General features: G+C 67.0%; 17 protein-coding genes. 9 read left to right on the forward strand and 8 right to left on the reverse strand.

Annotated features, from left to right (window positions below):
* Position 1 precedes the first annotated feature (1 nt).
* Genes trbJ through trbB form a run of 5 tightly spaced genes read right to left on the reverse strand, consistent with a single transcriptional unit; the run spans position 2 to position 4761 of the window.
* Positions 2–739 (reverse strand): P-type conjugative transfer protein TrbJ, encoded by a 738-nt coding sequence (gene trbJ, locus IGS68_RS29350; protein ID WP_201082690.1) that lies wholly within the window; start codon positions 737–739, stop codon positions 2–4.
* Positions 717–3179, reverse strand: a complete 2463-nt coding sequence (locus tag IGS68_RS29355) for a VirB4 family type IV secretion/conjugal transfer ATPase (RefSeq protein ID WP_201082692.1) — start codon at positions 3177–3179, stop codon at positions 717–719. The genes trbJ and IGS68_RS29355 overlap by 23 nt, the downstream gene beginning before the upstream one ends.
* Before the next feature lie 3 nt (positions 3180–3182).
* Positions 3183–3470, reverse strand: a complete 288-nt coding sequence (locus tag IGS68_RS29360; RefSeq protein WP_201082694.1) for a VirB3 family type IV secretion system protein — start codon at positions 3468–3470, stop codon at positions 3183–3185.
* Positions 3467–3772 (reverse strand): TrbC/VirB2 family protein, encoded by a 306-nt coding sequence (locus tag IGS68_RS29365; protein WP_201082696.1) that lies wholly within the window; start codon positions 3770–3772, stop codon positions 3467–3469. Before IGS68_RS29365 ends, IGS68_RS29360 begins: the two co-directional genes overlap by 4 nt.
* The gene (gene trbB / locus IGS68_RS29370) at positions 3769–4761 is read right to left on the reverse strand and encodes a P-type conjugative transfer ATPase TrbB (protein ID WP_201082698.1); all 993 of its coding nucleotides are present in this window, start codon (positions 4759–4761) and stop codon (positions 3769–3771) included. Before trbB ends, IGS68_RS29365 begins: the two co-directional genes overlap by 4 nt.
* Before the next feature lie 320 nt (positions 4762–5081).
* On the opposite strand from trbB, the gene IGS68_RS29375 reads away from it, so the two are divergent.
* Positions 5082–5564 (forward strand): hypothetical protein, encoded by a 483-nt coding sequence (locus IGS68_RS29375; RefSeq protein WP_201082700.1) that lies wholly within the window; start codon positions 5082–5084, stop codon positions 5562–5564.
* A gap of 164 nt (positions 5565–5728) precedes the next feature.
* Here IGS68_RS29375 and IGS68_RS29380 read toward each other — a convergent pair whose 3' ends face one another.
* Positions 5729–6679 carry an Rpn family recombination-promoting nuclease/putative transposase gene (locus IGS68_RS29380; protein ID WP_201082701.1) on the reverse strand — a complete coding sequence of 317 codons (951 nt, stop codon included), beginning with the start codon at positions 6677–6679 and terminating at the stop codon, positions 5729–5731.
* A 215-nt stretch (positions 6680–6894) separates the two neighbouring features.
* Here IGS68_RS29380 and IGS68_RS29385 point away from each other — a divergent pair, with 215 nt between their 5' ends.
* The 5 genes from IGS68_RS29385 (at position 6895) to IGS68_RS29405 (ending at position 9398) form a co-directional block, all read left to right on the forward strand.
* The gene (locus IGS68_RS29385; protein ID WP_201082702.1) at positions 6895–7176 is read left to right on the forward strand and encodes a DUF4167 domain-containing protein; all 282 of its coding nucleotides are present in this window, start codon (positions 6895–6897) and stop codon (positions 7174–7176) included.
* Positions 7177–7384: 208 nt separating this feature from the next.
* Positions 7385–7681 carry a hypothetical protein gene (locus tag IGS68_RS29390; RefSeq protein ID WP_201082703.1) on the forward strand — a complete coding sequence of 99 codons (297 nt, stop codon included), beginning with the start codon at positions 7385–7387 and terminating at the stop codon, positions 7679–7681.
* 210 nt (positions 7682–7891) lie between these two features.
* On the forward strand, positions 7892–8170 hold the full coding sequence (locus tag IGS68_RS29395) for an HU family DNA-binding protein (protein WP_201082705.1): 279 nt from the start codon (positions 7892–7894) through the stop codon (positions 8168–8170).
* Positions 8171–8502: 332 nt separating this feature from the next.
* On the forward strand, positions 8503–8859 hold the full coding sequence (locus IGS68_RS29400; RefSeq protein ID WP_201082706.1) for a hypothetical protein: 357 nt from the start codon (positions 8503–8505) through the stop codon (positions 8857–8859).
* A 71-nt stretch (positions 8860–8930) separates the two neighbouring features.
* Complete coding sequence (locus tag IGS68_RS29405; protein WP_201082708.1) at positions 8931–9398, forward strand: Ros/MucR family transcriptional regulator; 468 nt, start codon at positions 8931–8933, stop codon at positions 9396–9398.
* Positions 9399–9537: 139 nt separating this feature from the next.
* On the opposite strand, the gene IGS68_RS29410 is transcribed toward IGS68_RS29405, so the two are convergent.
* A complete protein-coding gene (locus IGS68_RS29410; RefSeq protein WP_201082710.1) occupies positions 9538–10965 on the reverse strand; it encodes a hypothetical protein in 1428 nt (475 codons plus the stop codon).
* Positions 10966–11154: 189 nt separating this feature from the next.
* Entirely contained in the window at positions 11155–12348 is a 1194-nt protein-coding gene (locus tag IGS68_RS29415; protein ID WP_201082712.1) for a hypothetical protein, read from the reverse strand.
* Between the two features lie 272 nt (positions 12349–12620).
* On the opposite strand from IGS68_RS29415, the gene IGS68_RS29420 reads away from it, so the two are divergent.
* The 3 genes from IGS68_RS29420 (at position 12621) to IGS68_RS29430 (ending at position 15273) form a co-directional block, all read left to right on the forward strand.
* Entirely contained in the window at positions 12621–13646 is a 1026-nt protein-coding gene (locus IGS68_RS29420) for a tyrosine-type recombinase/integrase (RefSeq protein WP_201082714.1), read from the forward strand.
* 222 nt (positions 13647–13868) lie between these two features.
* The gene (locus IGS68_RS29425) at positions 13869–14549 is read left to right on the forward strand and encodes a hypothetical protein (RefSeq protein ID WP_201082715.1); all 681 of its coding nucleotides are present in this window, start codon (positions 13869–13871) and stop codon (positions 14547–14549) included.
* Positions 14550–14709: 160 nt separating this feature from the next.
* Positions 14710–15273: a hypothetical protein gene (locus tag IGS68_RS29430; protein WP_201082716.1), complete on the forward strand. Its 564-nt coding sequence runs from the start codon at positions 14710–14712 to the stop codon at positions 15271–15273.
* The last annotated feature ends 133 nt before the right edge of the window (positions 15274–15406 follow it).

The raw sequence follows: 15406 nt of genomic DNA on the forward strand, positions 1-15406 counted from the left end.
GTCAGTACCTCTTTCCGCCGGTCATGGGCGGCGGCGGCGCGGACAGGAAGTTGATAGTGGCCTGATCGGCCTCGGCGTGACGGGCAGCGTCGGCGTTCATGTAGGCAGCGATCGCCTGCCCCTGGCTCATCATGGTCTGGTGCAGCTGCATGGTCTGGCTGATCTGCACCGAGGCCATCTCGTTGGCGGCCTGCAGCACTTGCATCTGGCCGGTCGCCGAGCCGGACTGAGCCTGGATGGCCGACACTAGCGCCGCGTCGGACTGCATCTGGTTCTGCGCCATGCCGAAGGAGAGCTGCATTGCGGTGACGTTCTGCCCCGCCATCTGCGACCAAGCATTGTACTTGTTCACGATGTCGGACAGCCCCAGCACCTGGCTGGCCGCGGCGTCGAACTGCGCCAGCTTGGCCGTAATGCCGCCCGCGTTCCCGGCAAGCAACGCGCCGATATTGGCGAGGTTCTTGATCTGCTGGATGTCGTTCGTGACCATGCTCCAGAGCTGCTGCGGCAGCGCCACGGTGTTCTGGATCATGTTCAGGTACTGCAGGATCTGTGTGCGGTACTGCTGGAGCTGCACACCGACCGAATAGACCTGCTGGGCGTATTCCATCAGCTGGTGCCAGATGGTCGAGCAGTTGGTGCAGACCACCGCGATGGCATGGGCGGGCATCGGGACCGCCGAGGCCAGCGCCAGCGCGGATGCACCGCGCAGCAGGTCACGCCGGGAGATAGCGGGCATAATCCACTCCTTTCTGGTCGAGAAAGCGCCGGACCCATGCCTCGCCGTGAGTGGCCACCAGCTCGCGCACGGTCTTGGCGTCCGCCTCCGAGGTCGCCCCGGCAAAGGCGAGCGCCAGCGGGCCGAGGGCGAGGTCAACCAAACGACAGCCTTCCGGGGTGACGACGTAGTATTCGCGCTTGGGAACGGCGGTGCGAATGATCTCGATCTGGTTGTCGTTCAGCCCCATCGCCCGGTAGAGGTCGTTCGGACCGGGCGTCTCCGGCGTGCCGCGTTTCAGCGCCTCGTCGTTGGGCAGGTAAATCTTGGTTGGGCAGGACTCCACCAGCACGTCGAGCAGCCCGGACCGGGACGCGTCGGACAGGCTCTGCGTCGCCATCACGACGGCGCAGTTCCGGGAACGCAGCAGCTTCAGCCAGGCGCGTAGCTTCTCGCGCCAGACCGGGTTGCCAAGCGCCACCCACGCCTCGTCGAGAAACAGCATGGCCGGGCGGCCGTCCAGCCCCCGCTCGAAGCGGCGGAACAGGTAGAGCAGCACCGGCAGGTAGGCCTTCTCCTTCAGGCCCATCAGGTCGATAGTCTCGAACACGTTGAAGTGGCCGGTGATGATGGCGTCGGCGCGGGCGTCCAGCATGTATCCGGCCGCCCCCTCCAGCGTGTAGTAGCGAAGCGCGTCCGCCACGGACGCATCCTGCACCAGCACGAGAAAGTCGCTCATCGAGCGGAAAGGCTGGCGGGCGAGTCGCTCCAGCGCCGTGTGGGTTTCCTGCCGCTGGTGGGGCGTGAAGGAAGCTTCGGTCTGAAGCTGGTAGCAGGTCTCCAGCCATTCCTCCGCCCAGGCCCGGTCGTTCTCGCTCTCCAGCACGCCGAGCGGGCAGAGCGCCGGCGTGTCATCCCCGCCGATCTCGAAATGCCGGCCGCCGCAGGCCTGCACGGTGGCGAGCAGGCCGCGCTTGTAGTCGAACGCGGTGATCTGCATGCCGGGATAGCGCAGCGCCTGCATGGCCACGGTGGCGAGCAGGGTGGACTTGCCCCGGCCGATCGGGCCGAACACCAGCCCGTGGCCGACATCGCCGACATGGAAGTTCAGGCGGAACGGGATCGCGCCCACGGTCGCGGCGTGCATCAGCGGCGGGGCGGGCTGGGGATAGAGCGGACACGGATTGGTGGCCGATCCGGTCCAGATGCCGGACAGCGGCCAGAGATCGGCGAGGTTGGCGGTGTGGATCAGCGGACGGCGCACGTTGCAGAAGGTCTCGCCCGGCAGGGAGCCGAGCCAAGCGTCCATCGTGTTCGTCGTCTCGATGCGGGCGGCAAAGCCGCAATCGGCGACGTGGCGCACCACTATCCGCGCCCAGAGCTGCACGGTCTCCAGATCCTCGTGACGCAGCACGATGACGGCGGTGTACCAGCCGTAGCGCACCGTGCCGGACTCCGCGAGCGACAGCGCCGCTTCCGCCTCGTCGCGCATGGAGACCGCGTGCTGGTTCCTGGACGGGGCGGCCTTCTGGCCCGTCACGGCGGCCAGCAGGGAGGTGGTCTTCTGCCCCCACTTGCGCTTGAAGCGCCCGATCTCGCGCAAGGCGTCGGGGCCGTCGAGATAGAGCATCCGCTGGCTGAAGCGGTAGGGGATCGGTAGCGTGGAGAGCCGGGCGAGGATATTAGGAAAATGCTCGCCCGGAAACCCGTCGATTGCCACGCAGCAGAGATAATCGCCGCCGATGATGGGCGTCTCGCCGGTGTGGACCTCCTGCCCGCCGATCAGGCTGTCGAGGTAGCAGCCCGAGGCGGGAAGCATCAGCGCGTCGGGCTTTCCCGTGACGCAGTAATGCAGGTAGTTGACCAGTTCGTCCTGCATCGCCTCGCGCCCGGAGGCGTCGCGCACCCGGTAGGACTGCATGCGGCGCAGGCCGACCAGCGCGCCGATCTGGTCCTCGATCCGGTGCAGGTGGCGCTGCACGCCGTCATGCAGGCGGGCGAAGGTGGTGGGACGCTTGGTGGTCCGGTCGCTGTAGAAGATATCGGTCAGCTTGGCGACCTGCTCCAGCGGCGGTGTGTAGGAGATCACCAGCACTCGCTCATTCTCGAAGTGCTCGCCCTCTGCCTCGAAATGGCGGCGGCGCTCCTCGTCCACCGCAGCGGACACCGGATCGGGAAAGGCCGAGGCATGGCGGGGCGGGTACTGGCTGGACGGGATGCTGGCGACGTCCGCCCAGGACCCCCAGCCGGTACCGAAGCCGAGCGACGCCTCGTTGACCCGGGAGCTGATGTAGGCCTGCATCTCGTCGCTGGCCGAGGCGGCATCGGGTGGGCGGAAATAGAAGCCCGCCAGCAGCGATCCCCGCTTGGTCAGCACCAGACCGGAGTCCGCCAGCATGCCCCAGGGCAGCAGGTCGGACAGGCCGATGGTCTGGTCGCGTGTCACCTTGAGCGGCCACATGGCTCACCGCCCCCCGAACGCGGAGGGCCGCGCCGGATAGTAGGGTCGGTAGATCAGGTAGCGGCGGTACACGTCGAACATCTGCGGATCGCGCTTCGCCATCGCCTGCACGACGGCGAGGCCGGCGGTGAGGCACAGCAGGCCGATGGCCGCGCAGAGGACGGAGACGAACTGCCAGCCGAAGGCCAGCAGGCCAAAGCCGGAGCCGACCACCAGCCCAGTTGGGATGCGCTCGCCGCCCGCGACCAGCAGCGGGCGCACCAGCGCTTGGTTGAGACGGATGGTGTTCACAGCACCGCCCCCGTCACGCCGATCGTGGTCAGGAAGGTCACGACGCCACCCACGATGCAGGCACCGATGATGACGCGGGCGATCGTCTGGAGCATGCCTTCGAGCTGGCCGCCGGCGATCCACAGGCCGACACCGCCGATCACACCGATCACGATCAGGATGCCCGCGATCTCTCCGCGCAACGAAGTAGAGAAGGTATTCAGGCCGGTCGAATAGGGCATGCCGCCGCCCGCCGTCACGGCGGCGTGGGCGGCTTGGGCGAAGAGCAGGACGGCGAGAGCGACAGGGGCGGTGCGCTTCATGGGAAAGGCTCCTCTTGGTCAAGGTCGGAGAGGGGGCGCAGCACGTAGTCGGAGTCGTCGAAGCCCTCGACGGAGACGAGCTGCGAGACGCGGCGGGTGCCATCCGGGCAGCGCTCGACGCACAGGATCAGGTGGACGGCCTCTCCGATCAGGCGCTGCATGGGGGCGGTGGTGGCGAGGGAGACGAGGATTTCCAAGCGGGTCAGGGCCGCCCGGGGATGGCTGATGTCGGAGTGGACGGTGCACAATCCGCCGGGATGGCCGGTGTTCCACGCCATCAGCAGGTCGAAGGCCTCCGCGCCGCGCACCTCCCCGACGATGATCCGGTCGGGAAACAGTCGCAGGGCGGCGCGCAGGAGCTGGCGGATAGTGACGGTTTCGGTGGCGCGCATGAACACGGCGTTGCGGGCAGAGCACTGCAGCTCCCGGGTGTCCTCGATGCCGATGATGCGATGGGCGGGCGTCAGCTCGTCGATGGCGGCGAGGATGGCGTTGCCCAGCGTCGTCTTGCCCGATCCAGTGGAGCCGCAGACCAGGAGATTGCGGCGCTGGCAGATCGCCTTCTCGATCAAGCGGCGCTGACGGCGGGTCATCAGCCCGCGCTCGACGTACTGGCCAAGGGTGAACACGGCGCTGGCCTTCTTGCGGATGGCGAAGATGGGACGCGTCACCACGGGCGGGATGATCCCCTCGAAGCGCGACCCATCGATCAGCAGCTCGCCCTCGACGATGGGACTCTGCCTAGTGACGACGGTGTTGAGGGTGCGGGCGGTGGCCGCGATCAGCGCTTCGGCCTCGTGGGCCGCCATCGCGCCGACGGGGGCGCTGTCCTGGCCGAGCCGCGTCACCCAGAGCGTGCCGTCGTCGTTCAGCACGATGTCGGTCACGTCCGCCGCCAGCAGGAGCGGACCGACCGTCTCGCCCAGCAGGCGCGTCACGACCTCGACCTGCCGGGCCTGAACCGTCTGGATACCACCGGAAAAGCTCATGCCACCGGCTCCATTTTGTAGTAAAATTACTAGCACCAGTGCGGCGTTCTGCCGGCTGGTTCGGAGTTGTTGATCATTGCTTTAGGTGCTAGTAAAATTACTGACGAGATTAACACCAGCTTGGGACCCACATCAATTAGCCCACAAGGAGCAGAGACAGTCCTCGATAGAGGAGAAAACGAACACAAAATGTCATAGAATCATTGCTAAGCGACGGGATTTGCGGCAAACCTTCGGCAATCCGGCTCTATGGGGATTTTATGCCGAGGAAGCGCCACCCATCTGTCTTCACGACCTCAATATCGGGGATCCCTGAAGAATTGTGGATTTTCTACAAAAATCAGGTAATAAGATATAGAACCTTGTATGATCCCAAATACACTATGCGCAAAGCTGTAGAAGAAGCAATCGATGTGTTTTGGAGTTCTTTTTGTCACCAAGAACAGGATCTGGTATGGGTATTTCCTAGCCATGGTAAATCGATACCAATTCAAGTTGATGTCGAAACAAGAGACATACTTAAGAATTTTAGTTTAAAAACTGGTTATAAGAAAAATGTATTATTTATGTCTTCTATATGTTGGCACATGCGTATTTTGATCGTTGCCATGGCTGATGAAAGCGAGGGGTCTGCTGCGGCTGAAAAAAATGGAGCAAAGCAAAAATCTGCTCCAGGCTCTTCTAATGAAAAGAAAAATTGTGAGTTGGAAACATTGAGTAGATTAATTGGAAATAATACAGGAAGAGTTTTTCTGATTGCTGAAAACCCGAAAGATGACAAGCCTTTCCAACAGATAGCTTGAGCGTCATCTATTTTCTCTAGTTCCGTTACGCAGTGATATCGGCGGATTTTTTACTCCCGGCCGAGCAGTCTCCTTGGTGCAGTTCCGGTGATTCCGCGGATGAGTTGATCAATGCGGTGTTAAGCTCAGCTTCAGCCAGCACCCGTATTTGTGTCACCAGCGGATCAGTGCGCTGTCGGTCTGCCGAAGACGGCATCGACACTGTCGGCCTCAAGCACCGCGTCGATCCAGGTATCAAGCTGATCCGCATCAGCTGCCAGTAACCGGGCACGGTAAAGTTCCGGAACACCGTGGAAGCGTCGCTCGAGCAGCCGGAGCAGGGTCTCGGCTTTGCCCTCGATGCGTCCCTGTTTGCGTTCCTGTGCCATGACCGACATCACCGCCTCCCTCTGCTCATCCGGCGCCCGGGCCAGCGCCCCCTCGATCGCCCGCCGGTCAACCGCATCGTACGCCCAGTTGATATATATGAACGCACTGACCAGGATTCCGCTACCCAGCAGATCGTCGACCGCCGCCAGCACCGCCGCCCCCTGCCCGTCCGGCCGGTGGCTGTACTTCAGCACCCGCAGCCCGCCGCGCGCCACCCGCTGGTCGGACAGCCGCTCGTCCGGCACCCGTCCGAGGTCGAGCAGGGCGTACCGGAAGTCCGGCAGGTAGGGCCGTAGCGCCGGATATGCCGCTACCGTCTCGCCGAACGACAGCGGCACGGTCCACTCCCGGGCACCATGGTAGATCACCAGCGGCACGATCGGCGGGCGCTCGCTGCCCACCGCCCCGCCCTGCTCCAGCCGCTGCCGGTCCAGCCGGCGCCAGATCTCGGCCAGGTAGCCCAGCAACTGGACCCCGACCTCCGGGTCCGGCGCGCTCTTGTGCTCCAGCAGCACGTAGATGTAGAGCTCGCCGCCGGCCAGGGTCCGGGCCCGATAGAGCCGGTCGGCCTGGCTGTGGCGCAGGTGGGCCGCGACGAAGTGGGCATCGAGCAGCTCCGGCGCCTCGGGCGCCAGCAGCGCCGCCACCTCGGCCGGCAGGTGCTCGCGCAGCACGGCCGCGGCCACGCCGGGCTCGTCCATCAGCACCCGGAAGAAGGCGTCATGGGTGACCGGTAGGTTCTGCACGGATGGGCGGCTCCTGAGTGTCGGAGGTCGGATCATGCCGCGCCGGCACCGGCCACGCCAGCCGGATTTCTCACCGGTCCCACAGTGCCGGTGAGGCATCCTGGACCTGATCCTCGTTCCCGTACCCGCTTCGTGGCTCTTTCCACAGACACGTGATATGCCTTCGGTTCGGAGCGTACCCCTTTCAACTTCATGCGTAGACGACGAGGGTGTGAGTGACGCCACCTGATCAGCACCGATCAAGATCCCGGAACAGGGTTCCGGCTGGCCACAAACCATCCCAACACGGTGGCGGCCGTACGGGCGGCAGTGGCAGCGCCCTGGCGAAGCACGCCCGCTACCTGGAGCTTGCCCAGCTGGCCAGGACCGCCGGCGACGAGGTCGCGGCGCAGCATAACCTTCAGCATGCCGAGCACTGGTACCGCACGGCGATGGCCGAGCGGCGAACCGGCAGCGATGCCCCGGCGGCAGTCGATGGCGGGATCCTTGCCGACTAAGGTGCTGCCGGAGCGCTGCCGGCGCACGCCTGGACCGAGTGCGCGGAACCCGGCTGGACGTTCCTCCCTCCCAAATCCTGCGGGCCTCCTGACATGACACCGGGCGGACAGGACGGGCGGGAGGTGCAGGGATTGGGGGACGGCCCTATGGCGTGCCGGATCCTTCAGGATCAGCACCGCCGCCGGCCGGCTCGAGGTCGAGGGCCTCGTGCGGTCGCCGTTCGGCATCGACGAGCGCATCGACGGCGAAACCGGATCCCGGAGCTGGGCGGTGACCCACCTGCCCTCCGGGCTGGCCGTGGTCACCCGGATCCGGGCGCGGGCGGTGGCGCTGGCGTTCACGGACCGGATCACCGGGCTGACCGACTGGACCGCCCGGGATATCAGCGCCACGCCCGAGCTGAGGGAGCAGGTCCGGATTGCCCTGGAGCGGACCTATGACGAGTTCCAGGCGGGCCGCCTGCCCGGCGATCCGGAAAAGAAGCTGTGGACTTCCGCTTCCTGATGCCGCCGGATTGCCTGCATTCTCCTGCCCGGCGCACGGTCCCTTCCAGGTCACCGGCTGTGGTGAGTGTAGCCCGGGTGCAACCACACCCGTGAATTCGCATCATGGATGCGGGCCGGCGAGCGCGTTTGCCTTGTCACCCGACTGAGCCAGTGGCAAGGGGAAAGGACCTGCCGATGGTGGCAGCCTATTCGAGGGGGTTTGCAGTCAATGAACCAAGCAGAACTGATCGCCGCCGTCGCGGAGCGTGCTGGCCTGACCAAGGCGGATGCCGGCAAGGCCGTCGAGGCGCTGGCCGATACGATCACCGACGCGCTGAAGCGGGGCGACGAGGTGCGCATCGCCGGTTTCGGCAGTTTCGCGATCTCCGAGCGCGCGGAGCGCCAGGGCCGCAACCCCCAGACCGGCGCGCAGATGACCATCGCGGCGTCCCGGGCCGCCCGGTTCACCGCCGGCAAGGCGGTCAAGGATGCGCTCAACGGCGGCTGACCGGGCGGGCACAGCCCCTCCGGAGCAGCCGAGGATGGGGTAAGGATCGTCATGGATCGCGACCAGGCACGCGCCGCGTACCGCCGGATCCTGGCCGGCGTCGTGCGCCACCACCAGGCGGTGGACCGCCATGTCAGCGGGGCCGCGACGGCGCGGCTCGCCAGTCGGCTCGGCCTGAAGGTCAGGGGCGGCGGCGTCGAGGCCGGTGACGACGCGATGGTGCTGGTCTGGCGGTCTACGGCCGCGTCGCCGGATCGAGCCGGGCGATCGACCGATATGCCGGGGCGGTCCTGGAATCCCTCGACGCCTTCGACCGGGAGTTGCTGGAGGCTATGCGCCAAAACTGGTTCTCCGTCCTGCGGCTCACCGCGCGGCATCCGGTGGCCGGCTGGGACGCCGACGGCCTTCTGCTCGGCCGGACCGGGCTCTGGCTGATGAACAAGGTGCTGGGGCAGTCGGCGCACGCGGGCGGAAGCCTGGCTACCCGGCTGTTCGGGTTCGGCGGCTTCGTTCTCTCGACCGGTGCCGCGGCCCCGCTGACCGACGCCGTGCTGGCGGGGCTGCGTGACAAACTGTGGGCGCAGCGCGAACCGGGGGCGCTGAGTGATGCCGAGGTCATTACACTCTACCGACTGAGGCTGTCGCTCTGGCTGGTGGCACGGCCCAGGAACGCCCTCGACGCGGTCTGAGGCGCGGCCGCCGGGCCCTGTCCCGGCAGCGACGCCGGTCACCACGCCACCCGACACCCGGAGAACGTCCGATGAGCCCCACCGCTTCCCCCGAGGAGATGCTCCTCCTGACCGGCCAGATCACCGCCGCCTACCTGCGGGGCAACACGCTCCCGGTGGCCGACATCCCGGGCCTGGTCGGCACCGTCCACGCTTCGCTCGGGCAACTGCTCGAGCCCGCGCCGCAGCCGCAACGGCAGGAGGAGCCGCTGCGGCCGGCTGTTCCGGTCCGCCGGTCGGTCACGGCCGAGTACATCGTCTGCCTGGAGGACGGCAGAAAGCTGAAGATGCTCAAGCGCTACCTGCGCACGACCCACGGCCTGACGCCGGAGCAGTACCGGGCCAGATGGAACCTGCCGGCCGACTACCCGATGGTCGCACCGGCCTATGGCGAGAGGCGCAGCCAGCTTGCCCTGTCCAGCGGCCTGGGCCGGCACCGCGCGCAGCAAAAACCCCGTCCGGCTCCGGCAGGGCGCGGGCGTCCCAAGACGAGCCGCTGATCACGGTCAGGCTTCCCTGCCCCGCACTGTCCCCGATCCGGTAGGGTCGTCAGCTGTGACGAGGCGCCGGGCCAGCGACCGGCACGATCCTGCGCGATCCAGGTCCATGCACCCTCGCTGGGCCGGAACACGACCTTCCTCATTGGCGCAGGTCGGTGATCTTGAGCGCTTCCCACATCCAGCCGAAGTCGTAGGCCGGATGACCCTGGGCCCGGCTGCGGCGCGCGGTACCGTTCTCCAGGGACTTCAGCCACTCCGCCACCTTCTGACGCCCCGCCTTGGACCGGGCCGCCTGCCTCGGGCTCTTACCGCCGAGCACCGGGATCGGCTGGGACAGGATCTCGCGGTAGTGACGGTCCTCCACCTCGTGCAGCAGGGCGGCCATCTCCTCCGGCGGCAGCGGCGGCTCCGGCGGGGGCTGATCGTCGTCCCGGGCCGCGTGCTCCGCCACGGCCTGTTCGGGCGTCTGCAGCGCGGTCAGCGGTGCGCCCACCAGCGGGCCCAGCACCCCGGCCAGCCAGCTCCGGCCCCGCTCGGCCCGCTCCGCCGAGTTGGTCTGCAGCACCAGGGCGGCCCGATCCAGCCGGACCGAGCCGAGAACCCGGGCGCCGCTCCAGTCGTAGGTCTTGATCATCACCGCACCGGGCGAGTTGGCCGGCACGGGACCGGTCGGGGCCGCGTCGGCCAGCCACGTCCAGCCCGGCTGCCCGACCTCGTCCCGGACCAGGTCCGGCAGGCCGTCGAGGCGGCGCTCGATCTCCCCGGACCGGGCGGCGTCCGGGATCGGGAACCGCGTCTCGGAGAAGATCAGCGCGTCGCCGTCGAAGTTGACCAGCTCGGGCATGGATTGCCCCAGGGCGCCGCGCAGGGTCGTGGCCAGCCAGGCCTGGGTGAACAGCGGCGCCATCTCGCCGAGGATGGCCGCCTCCACCGGATACTGGTCGAGGTCTCCGATCGGAACACCGGCCCGCTTGGCCTGTCGCTTCACGCTGCGGGTGAAACTCTTCCGGGCCTCGGCGAACTCGTCGAGCAGGGCGCCGCTGTCCTCAAACGACAGCGGCAGCACACCGCCGGCCATGTGCACCTCGGTGCCGATCGGCAGCAGCCGTGCGGCGAGGCGGTCCCACCGGGCGAGGCTTTGGGACGCCAGCTTGTCCCGGACCTGGACGGGGTCGCCGCCCCGGATCAGGTCCCTTGCCATGAAGTGGCGGCCCGGCGTGGTGTCGACCACCTCGTACAGGCTCATCACCGAGCGGCGCAGCGCCTCCAGGTAGCGCCGGACCGGCACCGGCTCCTTCCAGCCGCGACGCTTGAGGTAGTCGTCAATGATGTTGTGGCCGCCGGGCTCGAAGTCGCAGGTCAGGAAATCCTCGAAGGCGCAGCCGATCAGCTGGGCGTAGGCTCCGGGCCCGAGCAGGTCGGGTAGCTCGTCCGGATCGAGGTCGAACGCCTCGCATGCCGGCTCAAAGTGGTCGGCGATGAGGGTATCGAGCCGGTCGCGCCACTCCTCGCGCTGCGCCCACTTCATCACGGCGGCGATCGCCTTGTCGTGAGCGGAAGCCTGCATGTCCTGCTCCTCCCTGTCTGTCCTGGGGACGAACACTAGCCAGCCCGGAGCCGTCCAGCAAAGGCTTCCAAGAGATCAGAGCGTCGCGAGATCGTACCGGGTGGGCACCGCTCCTGCCGAGCCAGCCGTGTTCATACCGGCTCGGTATCGGTCTCCGATCCCGGAATCCCGGCGTGAGCCGGCCCCCGATCAGGCTCCTTCGGGTGCCGGCCCGTCTGCTCTGTCACCGGACGGGAAAGACTTTTCGCCTCGGGCGATGCGGTCGAGCAGGCGGCGCACGCTGCGGGTCCGCTCGTCGGCCGCCGCGACCAGGCGGTCCAGCGCCTCGAAGTCGAAGCTCACCGGCGCCAGGCGCGCGGGCTCGACCGGATCCGCGTCCGGCCGCACCGCAACTTCCGCGGGGTCGGTCGCCAGTTCCGCGAATGGCGGGGTCAGCACTCGCCTGGGCCGGCCGCGCTGCCCTCCCCTCGCCCGGCGCCTGGCGGCGGTGGTCTCGGCCCGGATCGGCAGCAAGCGCCGGAGGCCGTAGAGCCGCCGTGCGCCCCGCCCCGCCCGGCCGGTCACCTCGGCGGCGACCTCGAGCCCGACCAGCGCGTCCAGCATCCGCGACGCGCCCTCGACCGAGCAGCCCAGCGCGCCGGCCAGGGCCGAGACGCTGAGCAGCGGCGAGGCGGCCAGCAGGTCGACCGCCGCCGGCAGCCGGGAGTTGGACCGGCCGCCGGCGCGCGCCTCGACCCGAGCGCGCGCCGCCAGCCATTCCCGCTCCATGACCAGCAGGAGGTCACGGCCGTCGGCGGCCTCGCGCCGGACCGCGTCGAGGAAGCGCACCGTGAACCCGTCGGGATCGGCGGCACCCGCCCGCAGCGCGTCGCCCCCGGTGACGGCGGCCAGCAGGTGGATGGTGGTCCCGCGCTCGCGCAGGTACAACGGCACGGCGGCGCGGATCGCCGGGCGGCTGCCCTGCCCGGCCAACCATTCCAGCATGCCCAGCGCGGCGGCGACCAGGGCCGGCCGGTCGCGGCCACCGGCGCGCAGACTGTCGAGGGCGGCGTCGCGCAGGGCTGACTGTTCGGCATCGGGCGCCGCCGTCCAGGAACGCAGGCCGACGGCGTGGTTCAGCCCGGTGATCTCCCGGCCGCGGTCGATCGGCGGCGCGGCGGGGTCGGTCCGGAGCGGCAGGCCGTGCAGGTGGGCCGCCAGGCGGTAGGGATTGACCTTGTGGCCGTCCGCCCCGGCGTGGCGACACGCAGCGTCGAGCCCGCTCCAGACGGTCCAGGCCGGCCGCAGCGGGGTGCCGGCCAGGGCGGCGTCGAGGCGGCCGACGGCGGTGGCGGCGGCTTCGAGCGCCCCGGCGACCGGGCCCGCGACGAACAGTTCGGCCATCGCTGCTCTCTCCTCATCGACCGAGGATCCGGCACGGCTCCGGGAATCGGGTGGTGCTTTTGTACAGGAATTTCCTATTCACATCAATTGATTGTACGCAATTTCATACTTAAACTACATTTAGCTTGAGAGACCCCTGATTTCCGATTGGCACGCCGTCATGTCCGATAATCCCCCCTTATCGGACATAGCGGAGCTGGTGGCCGGAATTCCACCGTGCTACAAGGGCAGGGCACCCACGAGCCGCCGAGATCGCTGCCGGAAAGACGCTGATGGACGACGAACTGCTTCCCGAGATCGCCGCTGATAACGGCCTCGCCCATCTCCGCGGCTTGGCCGACAAGGCGCGCGACTATGCCCGCGGCGCCCGCGCCGACAACACCCGGCGCGCCTACGCCGCCGACTGGCGCCACTACGCCGCCTGGTGCGCCCGGCGCGGCCTCGACCCGCTGCCGCCCGAGCCGCAGACGATCGGCCTCTACCTCGCCGACCTCGCCTCGGAAACCCCGCCCGGCGCCCGGCGAAGCCGGAGCGCCGCCACCGTCGACCGTCGTCTCGCAGGATTGGGCTGGAATTTCCGCCAGCGCGGCTTCACGCTCGACCGCACCGACCGCCACATCCGCGAGGTGCTGGCCGGCATCCGCCGCGCCCACGGCCGGCCGCCCGAGGCCAAGGAGGCGCTGCTCGGCGCCGACGTCGCCGCCATGGCGGCGCTGCTCGGCCACGACCTACGGGACCTGCGCGACCGCGCCCTCCTGCTGGTCGGGTTCGCCGGCGGCCTGCGCCGCAGCGAGATCGTCGGCCTCGACCACGGCCGCGACGAGACGCCCGAGGCGTCCGGCTGGATCGAGCCGCTCGACGCCGGCCTGCTGCTCCATGTCAGGGGCAAGACCGGCTGGCGCGAGGTCGAAGTCGGCCGCGGCTCGGCCGACGCGACCTGCCCGGTGGCGGCGCTGGAAACCTGGTTGCTGCTGGGCCGGATCGCCCATGGCCCGGTGTTCCGCCGGGTCTCGCGCGACGGCAAACGGGTGTTGACTGACCGGCTGTCGGACAAGCACGTCGTCCGTCTGGTCCAGCGCTTGGCGCTGGCCGCCGGCGTCCGCGGCGACCTGCCCGAGGGCCGACGGCGCCGGCTGTTCGCCGGCCACTCGCTGCGCGCCGGTCTCGCGACCTCGGCCGAGGCCGAGGAGCGCACCGTCCAGCGCCACCTCGGCCATGCCACCGCCGAGATGACCCGCCGCTACCAGCGCCGGCGCGACCGCTTCCGCATCAACCTGACCCGGGCCGCCGGGCTGTGACCGTCAACGACCAGGCTCCGCGCTCCCCCGGCACGCCCACTGCCCTTGCGGATCACCGGACGACGGCGGACATGGCAGGGATTTGGCGTTCCTCGGCCTCGTCGCTTTCATCGAGATCGCCTTCATCTCCGTCTTGTTCCGCCCCCTCGTGCGCCTTGTGGCCCAGGAGATCAGCGCCTGAGGTCTACAAATAGCTTCTAATTTCCGGAGTGAATAAGCTCGATGCCAAAGAGTGACGAGAAACGCAGGGATGACTTTCCGCAGCCGATCAAAACCCTTCTGGCGAAGCGGGTCAACTTCCGCTGCTCGAACCCGGAATGCCGCCAACCGACCATCGGTCCGGGGATGAAGAAGAGCGCGACGGTAAGCATTGGTGTGGCGGCGCATATCTCGGGTGCCGCTCCGAATGGGCCACGGTTTAATGCCGTACTGACAGCGGACGAGCGAAAATCGGCGGATAACGGCATCTGGCTATGCCGACGCTGTGACAAGATCATCGACTCCGACGAGAATGCCTACTCTGAGGAGCTGCTACAGGACTGGAAACAGACCGCTGAAGCGACAACCCACTTGGAATTAAAGGGCCTGAAGGCCGTAAGGGACAATCAAGCCCTACTGCGAAAGCTGGAAAGCGACATGCCCGCATTGTTCGCCGAGATGCGAACCGATCTGGCCGAACACCCCTTCAGCCGGGATTTCGTGCTGATCAAACGGGAATGGAGCTTCAACGGCGACCCCAATAATGTCATCCTTATGTATTATTTCAACGACCATCCGCACCTGAGGCCAATGGTGCAGGTGTTGGAAAATCGTGAGCTGGTGCGTAACGTCACCCATACGAATGTCGAACGGTTCCGGATGGAGGAGGCATTCGTGGATTACCTGAAAACCGACCCACCCTAACGAGCCGGTTTTCCAAGCGGAGATATCTGCCACCGGGATGCAGTGGGCCGATCACGCGTGGGAGCTGACGCCCAACTGACTGCATCGATAAGACCGATTATCCTGGCGATTTCTGGGTCCGGATGTCGTCCATGCAGGCGCGGACGAACACGGTTAACCTGTGGACTATGGTGCCAATCAACGCCAGGGCAAGTCTTATTTTCAGCGGCCGCTTAGGGTCATTTTTTCTCTTGCCGCCAGAAACGAAAACCACATCGTCTTGTGGGCCGCCCGCATCATTGTGACAGCCCTGCCGGAGTTACACATGCCTGAGACAAAACCGACGAAAACGAAATCAACGCCTAAACGGGCCCGCAAGGCGCCCGTTCCCCGAACCAGCAAGCGTCGAGCGTATGCTGAAATCGCCGTCTCCCTAGTCTTTCTCGCCATGACGTCAGTGACGGTCGTCAAGCTGGCCGAACATCGGTCCTGGTTAGGCGATACGCTTGATGTTTCGACGCGCCACGGCCTGGTCGCTACCGTCGCGTTCAGCATTCTCGCGCTTGCCGTTTTGAGCCTGGACTGGCTGCAACCCAACCAGCAGCGTGCGGAGATTGCCCGCACCGTTGGTCTGCGGTGCCTGATCGCGTTGTCTCCAGCCGTCCTTTGGACATTTGGAGCCAACGATATGCTGCCTATGCTGCAGCCAGTGCTCAATGCCCTGACGAAAGGCGCCGTGTCGTAATGCGCGGGTGAGATCCGCGATCAAATTCCCTTTTCCATGACCTGAGCGGGCGGTGATGAAAGAGACAGGAGGCCCCGGAGCCATCCGGGGCCTTTGTCATTGGTGTATTCGTTGAAGCAATGATGGGGGACGG

Source organism: Skermanella sp. TT6, assembly GCF_016653635.2.
Lineage (GTDB): Bacteria > Pseudomonadota > Alphaproteobacteria > Azospirillales > Azospirillaceae > Skermanella > Skermanella cutis.

What these genes read in the sequence shown, in the direction of transcription:
- trbJ (WP_201082690.1), bottom strand. Translation starts at nt 739, where the DNA reads ATGCCCGCTATCTCCCGGCGTGACCTGCTGCGCGGTGCATCCGCGCTG.
- IGS68_RS29355 (WP_201082692.1), bottom strand. Translation starts at nt 3,179, where the DNA reads ATGTGGCCGCTCAAGGTGACACGCGACCAGACCATCGGCCTGTCCGAC.
- IGS68_RS29365 (WP_201082696.1), bottom strand. Translation starts at nt 3,772, where the DNA reads ATGAAGCGCACCGCCCCTGTCGCTCTCGCCGTCCTGCTCTTCGCCCAA.
- trbB (WP_201082698.1), bottom strand. Translation starts at nt 4,761, where the DNA reads ATGAGCTTTTCCGGTGGTATCCAGACGGTTCAGGCCCGGCAGGTCGAG.
- IGS68_RS29395 (WP_201082705.1), top strand. Translation starts at nt 7,892, where the DNA reads ATGAACCAAGCAGAACTGATCGCCGCCGTCGCGGAGCGTGCTGGCCTG.
- IGS68_RS29400 (WP_201082706.1), top strand. Translation starts at nt 8,503, where the DNA reads ATGCGCCAAAACTGGTTCTCCGTCCTGCGGCTCACCGCGCGGCATCCG.
- IGS68_RS29405 (WP_201082708.1), top strand. Translation starts at nt 8,931, where the DNA reads ATGAGCCCCACCGCTTCCCCCGAGGAGATGCTCCTCCTGACCGGCCAG.
- IGS68_RS29410 (WP_201082710.1), bottom strand. Translation starts at nt 10,965, where the DNA reads ATGCAGGCTTCCGCTCACGACAAGGCGATCGCCGCCGTGATGAAGTGG.
- IGS68_RS29415 (WP_201082712.1), bottom strand. Translation starts at nt 12,348, where the DNA reads ATGGCCGAACTGTTCGTCGCGGGCCCGGTCGCCGGGGCGCTCGAAGCC.
- IGS68_RS29420 (WP_201082714.1), top strand. Translation starts at nt 12,621, where the DNA reads ATGGACGACGAACTGCTTCCCGAGATCGCCGCTGATAACGGCCTCGCC.
- IGS68_RS29425 (WP_201082715.1), top strand. Translation starts at nt 13,869, where the DNA reads ATGCCAAAGAGTGACGAGAAACGCAGGGATGACTTTCCGCAGCCGATC.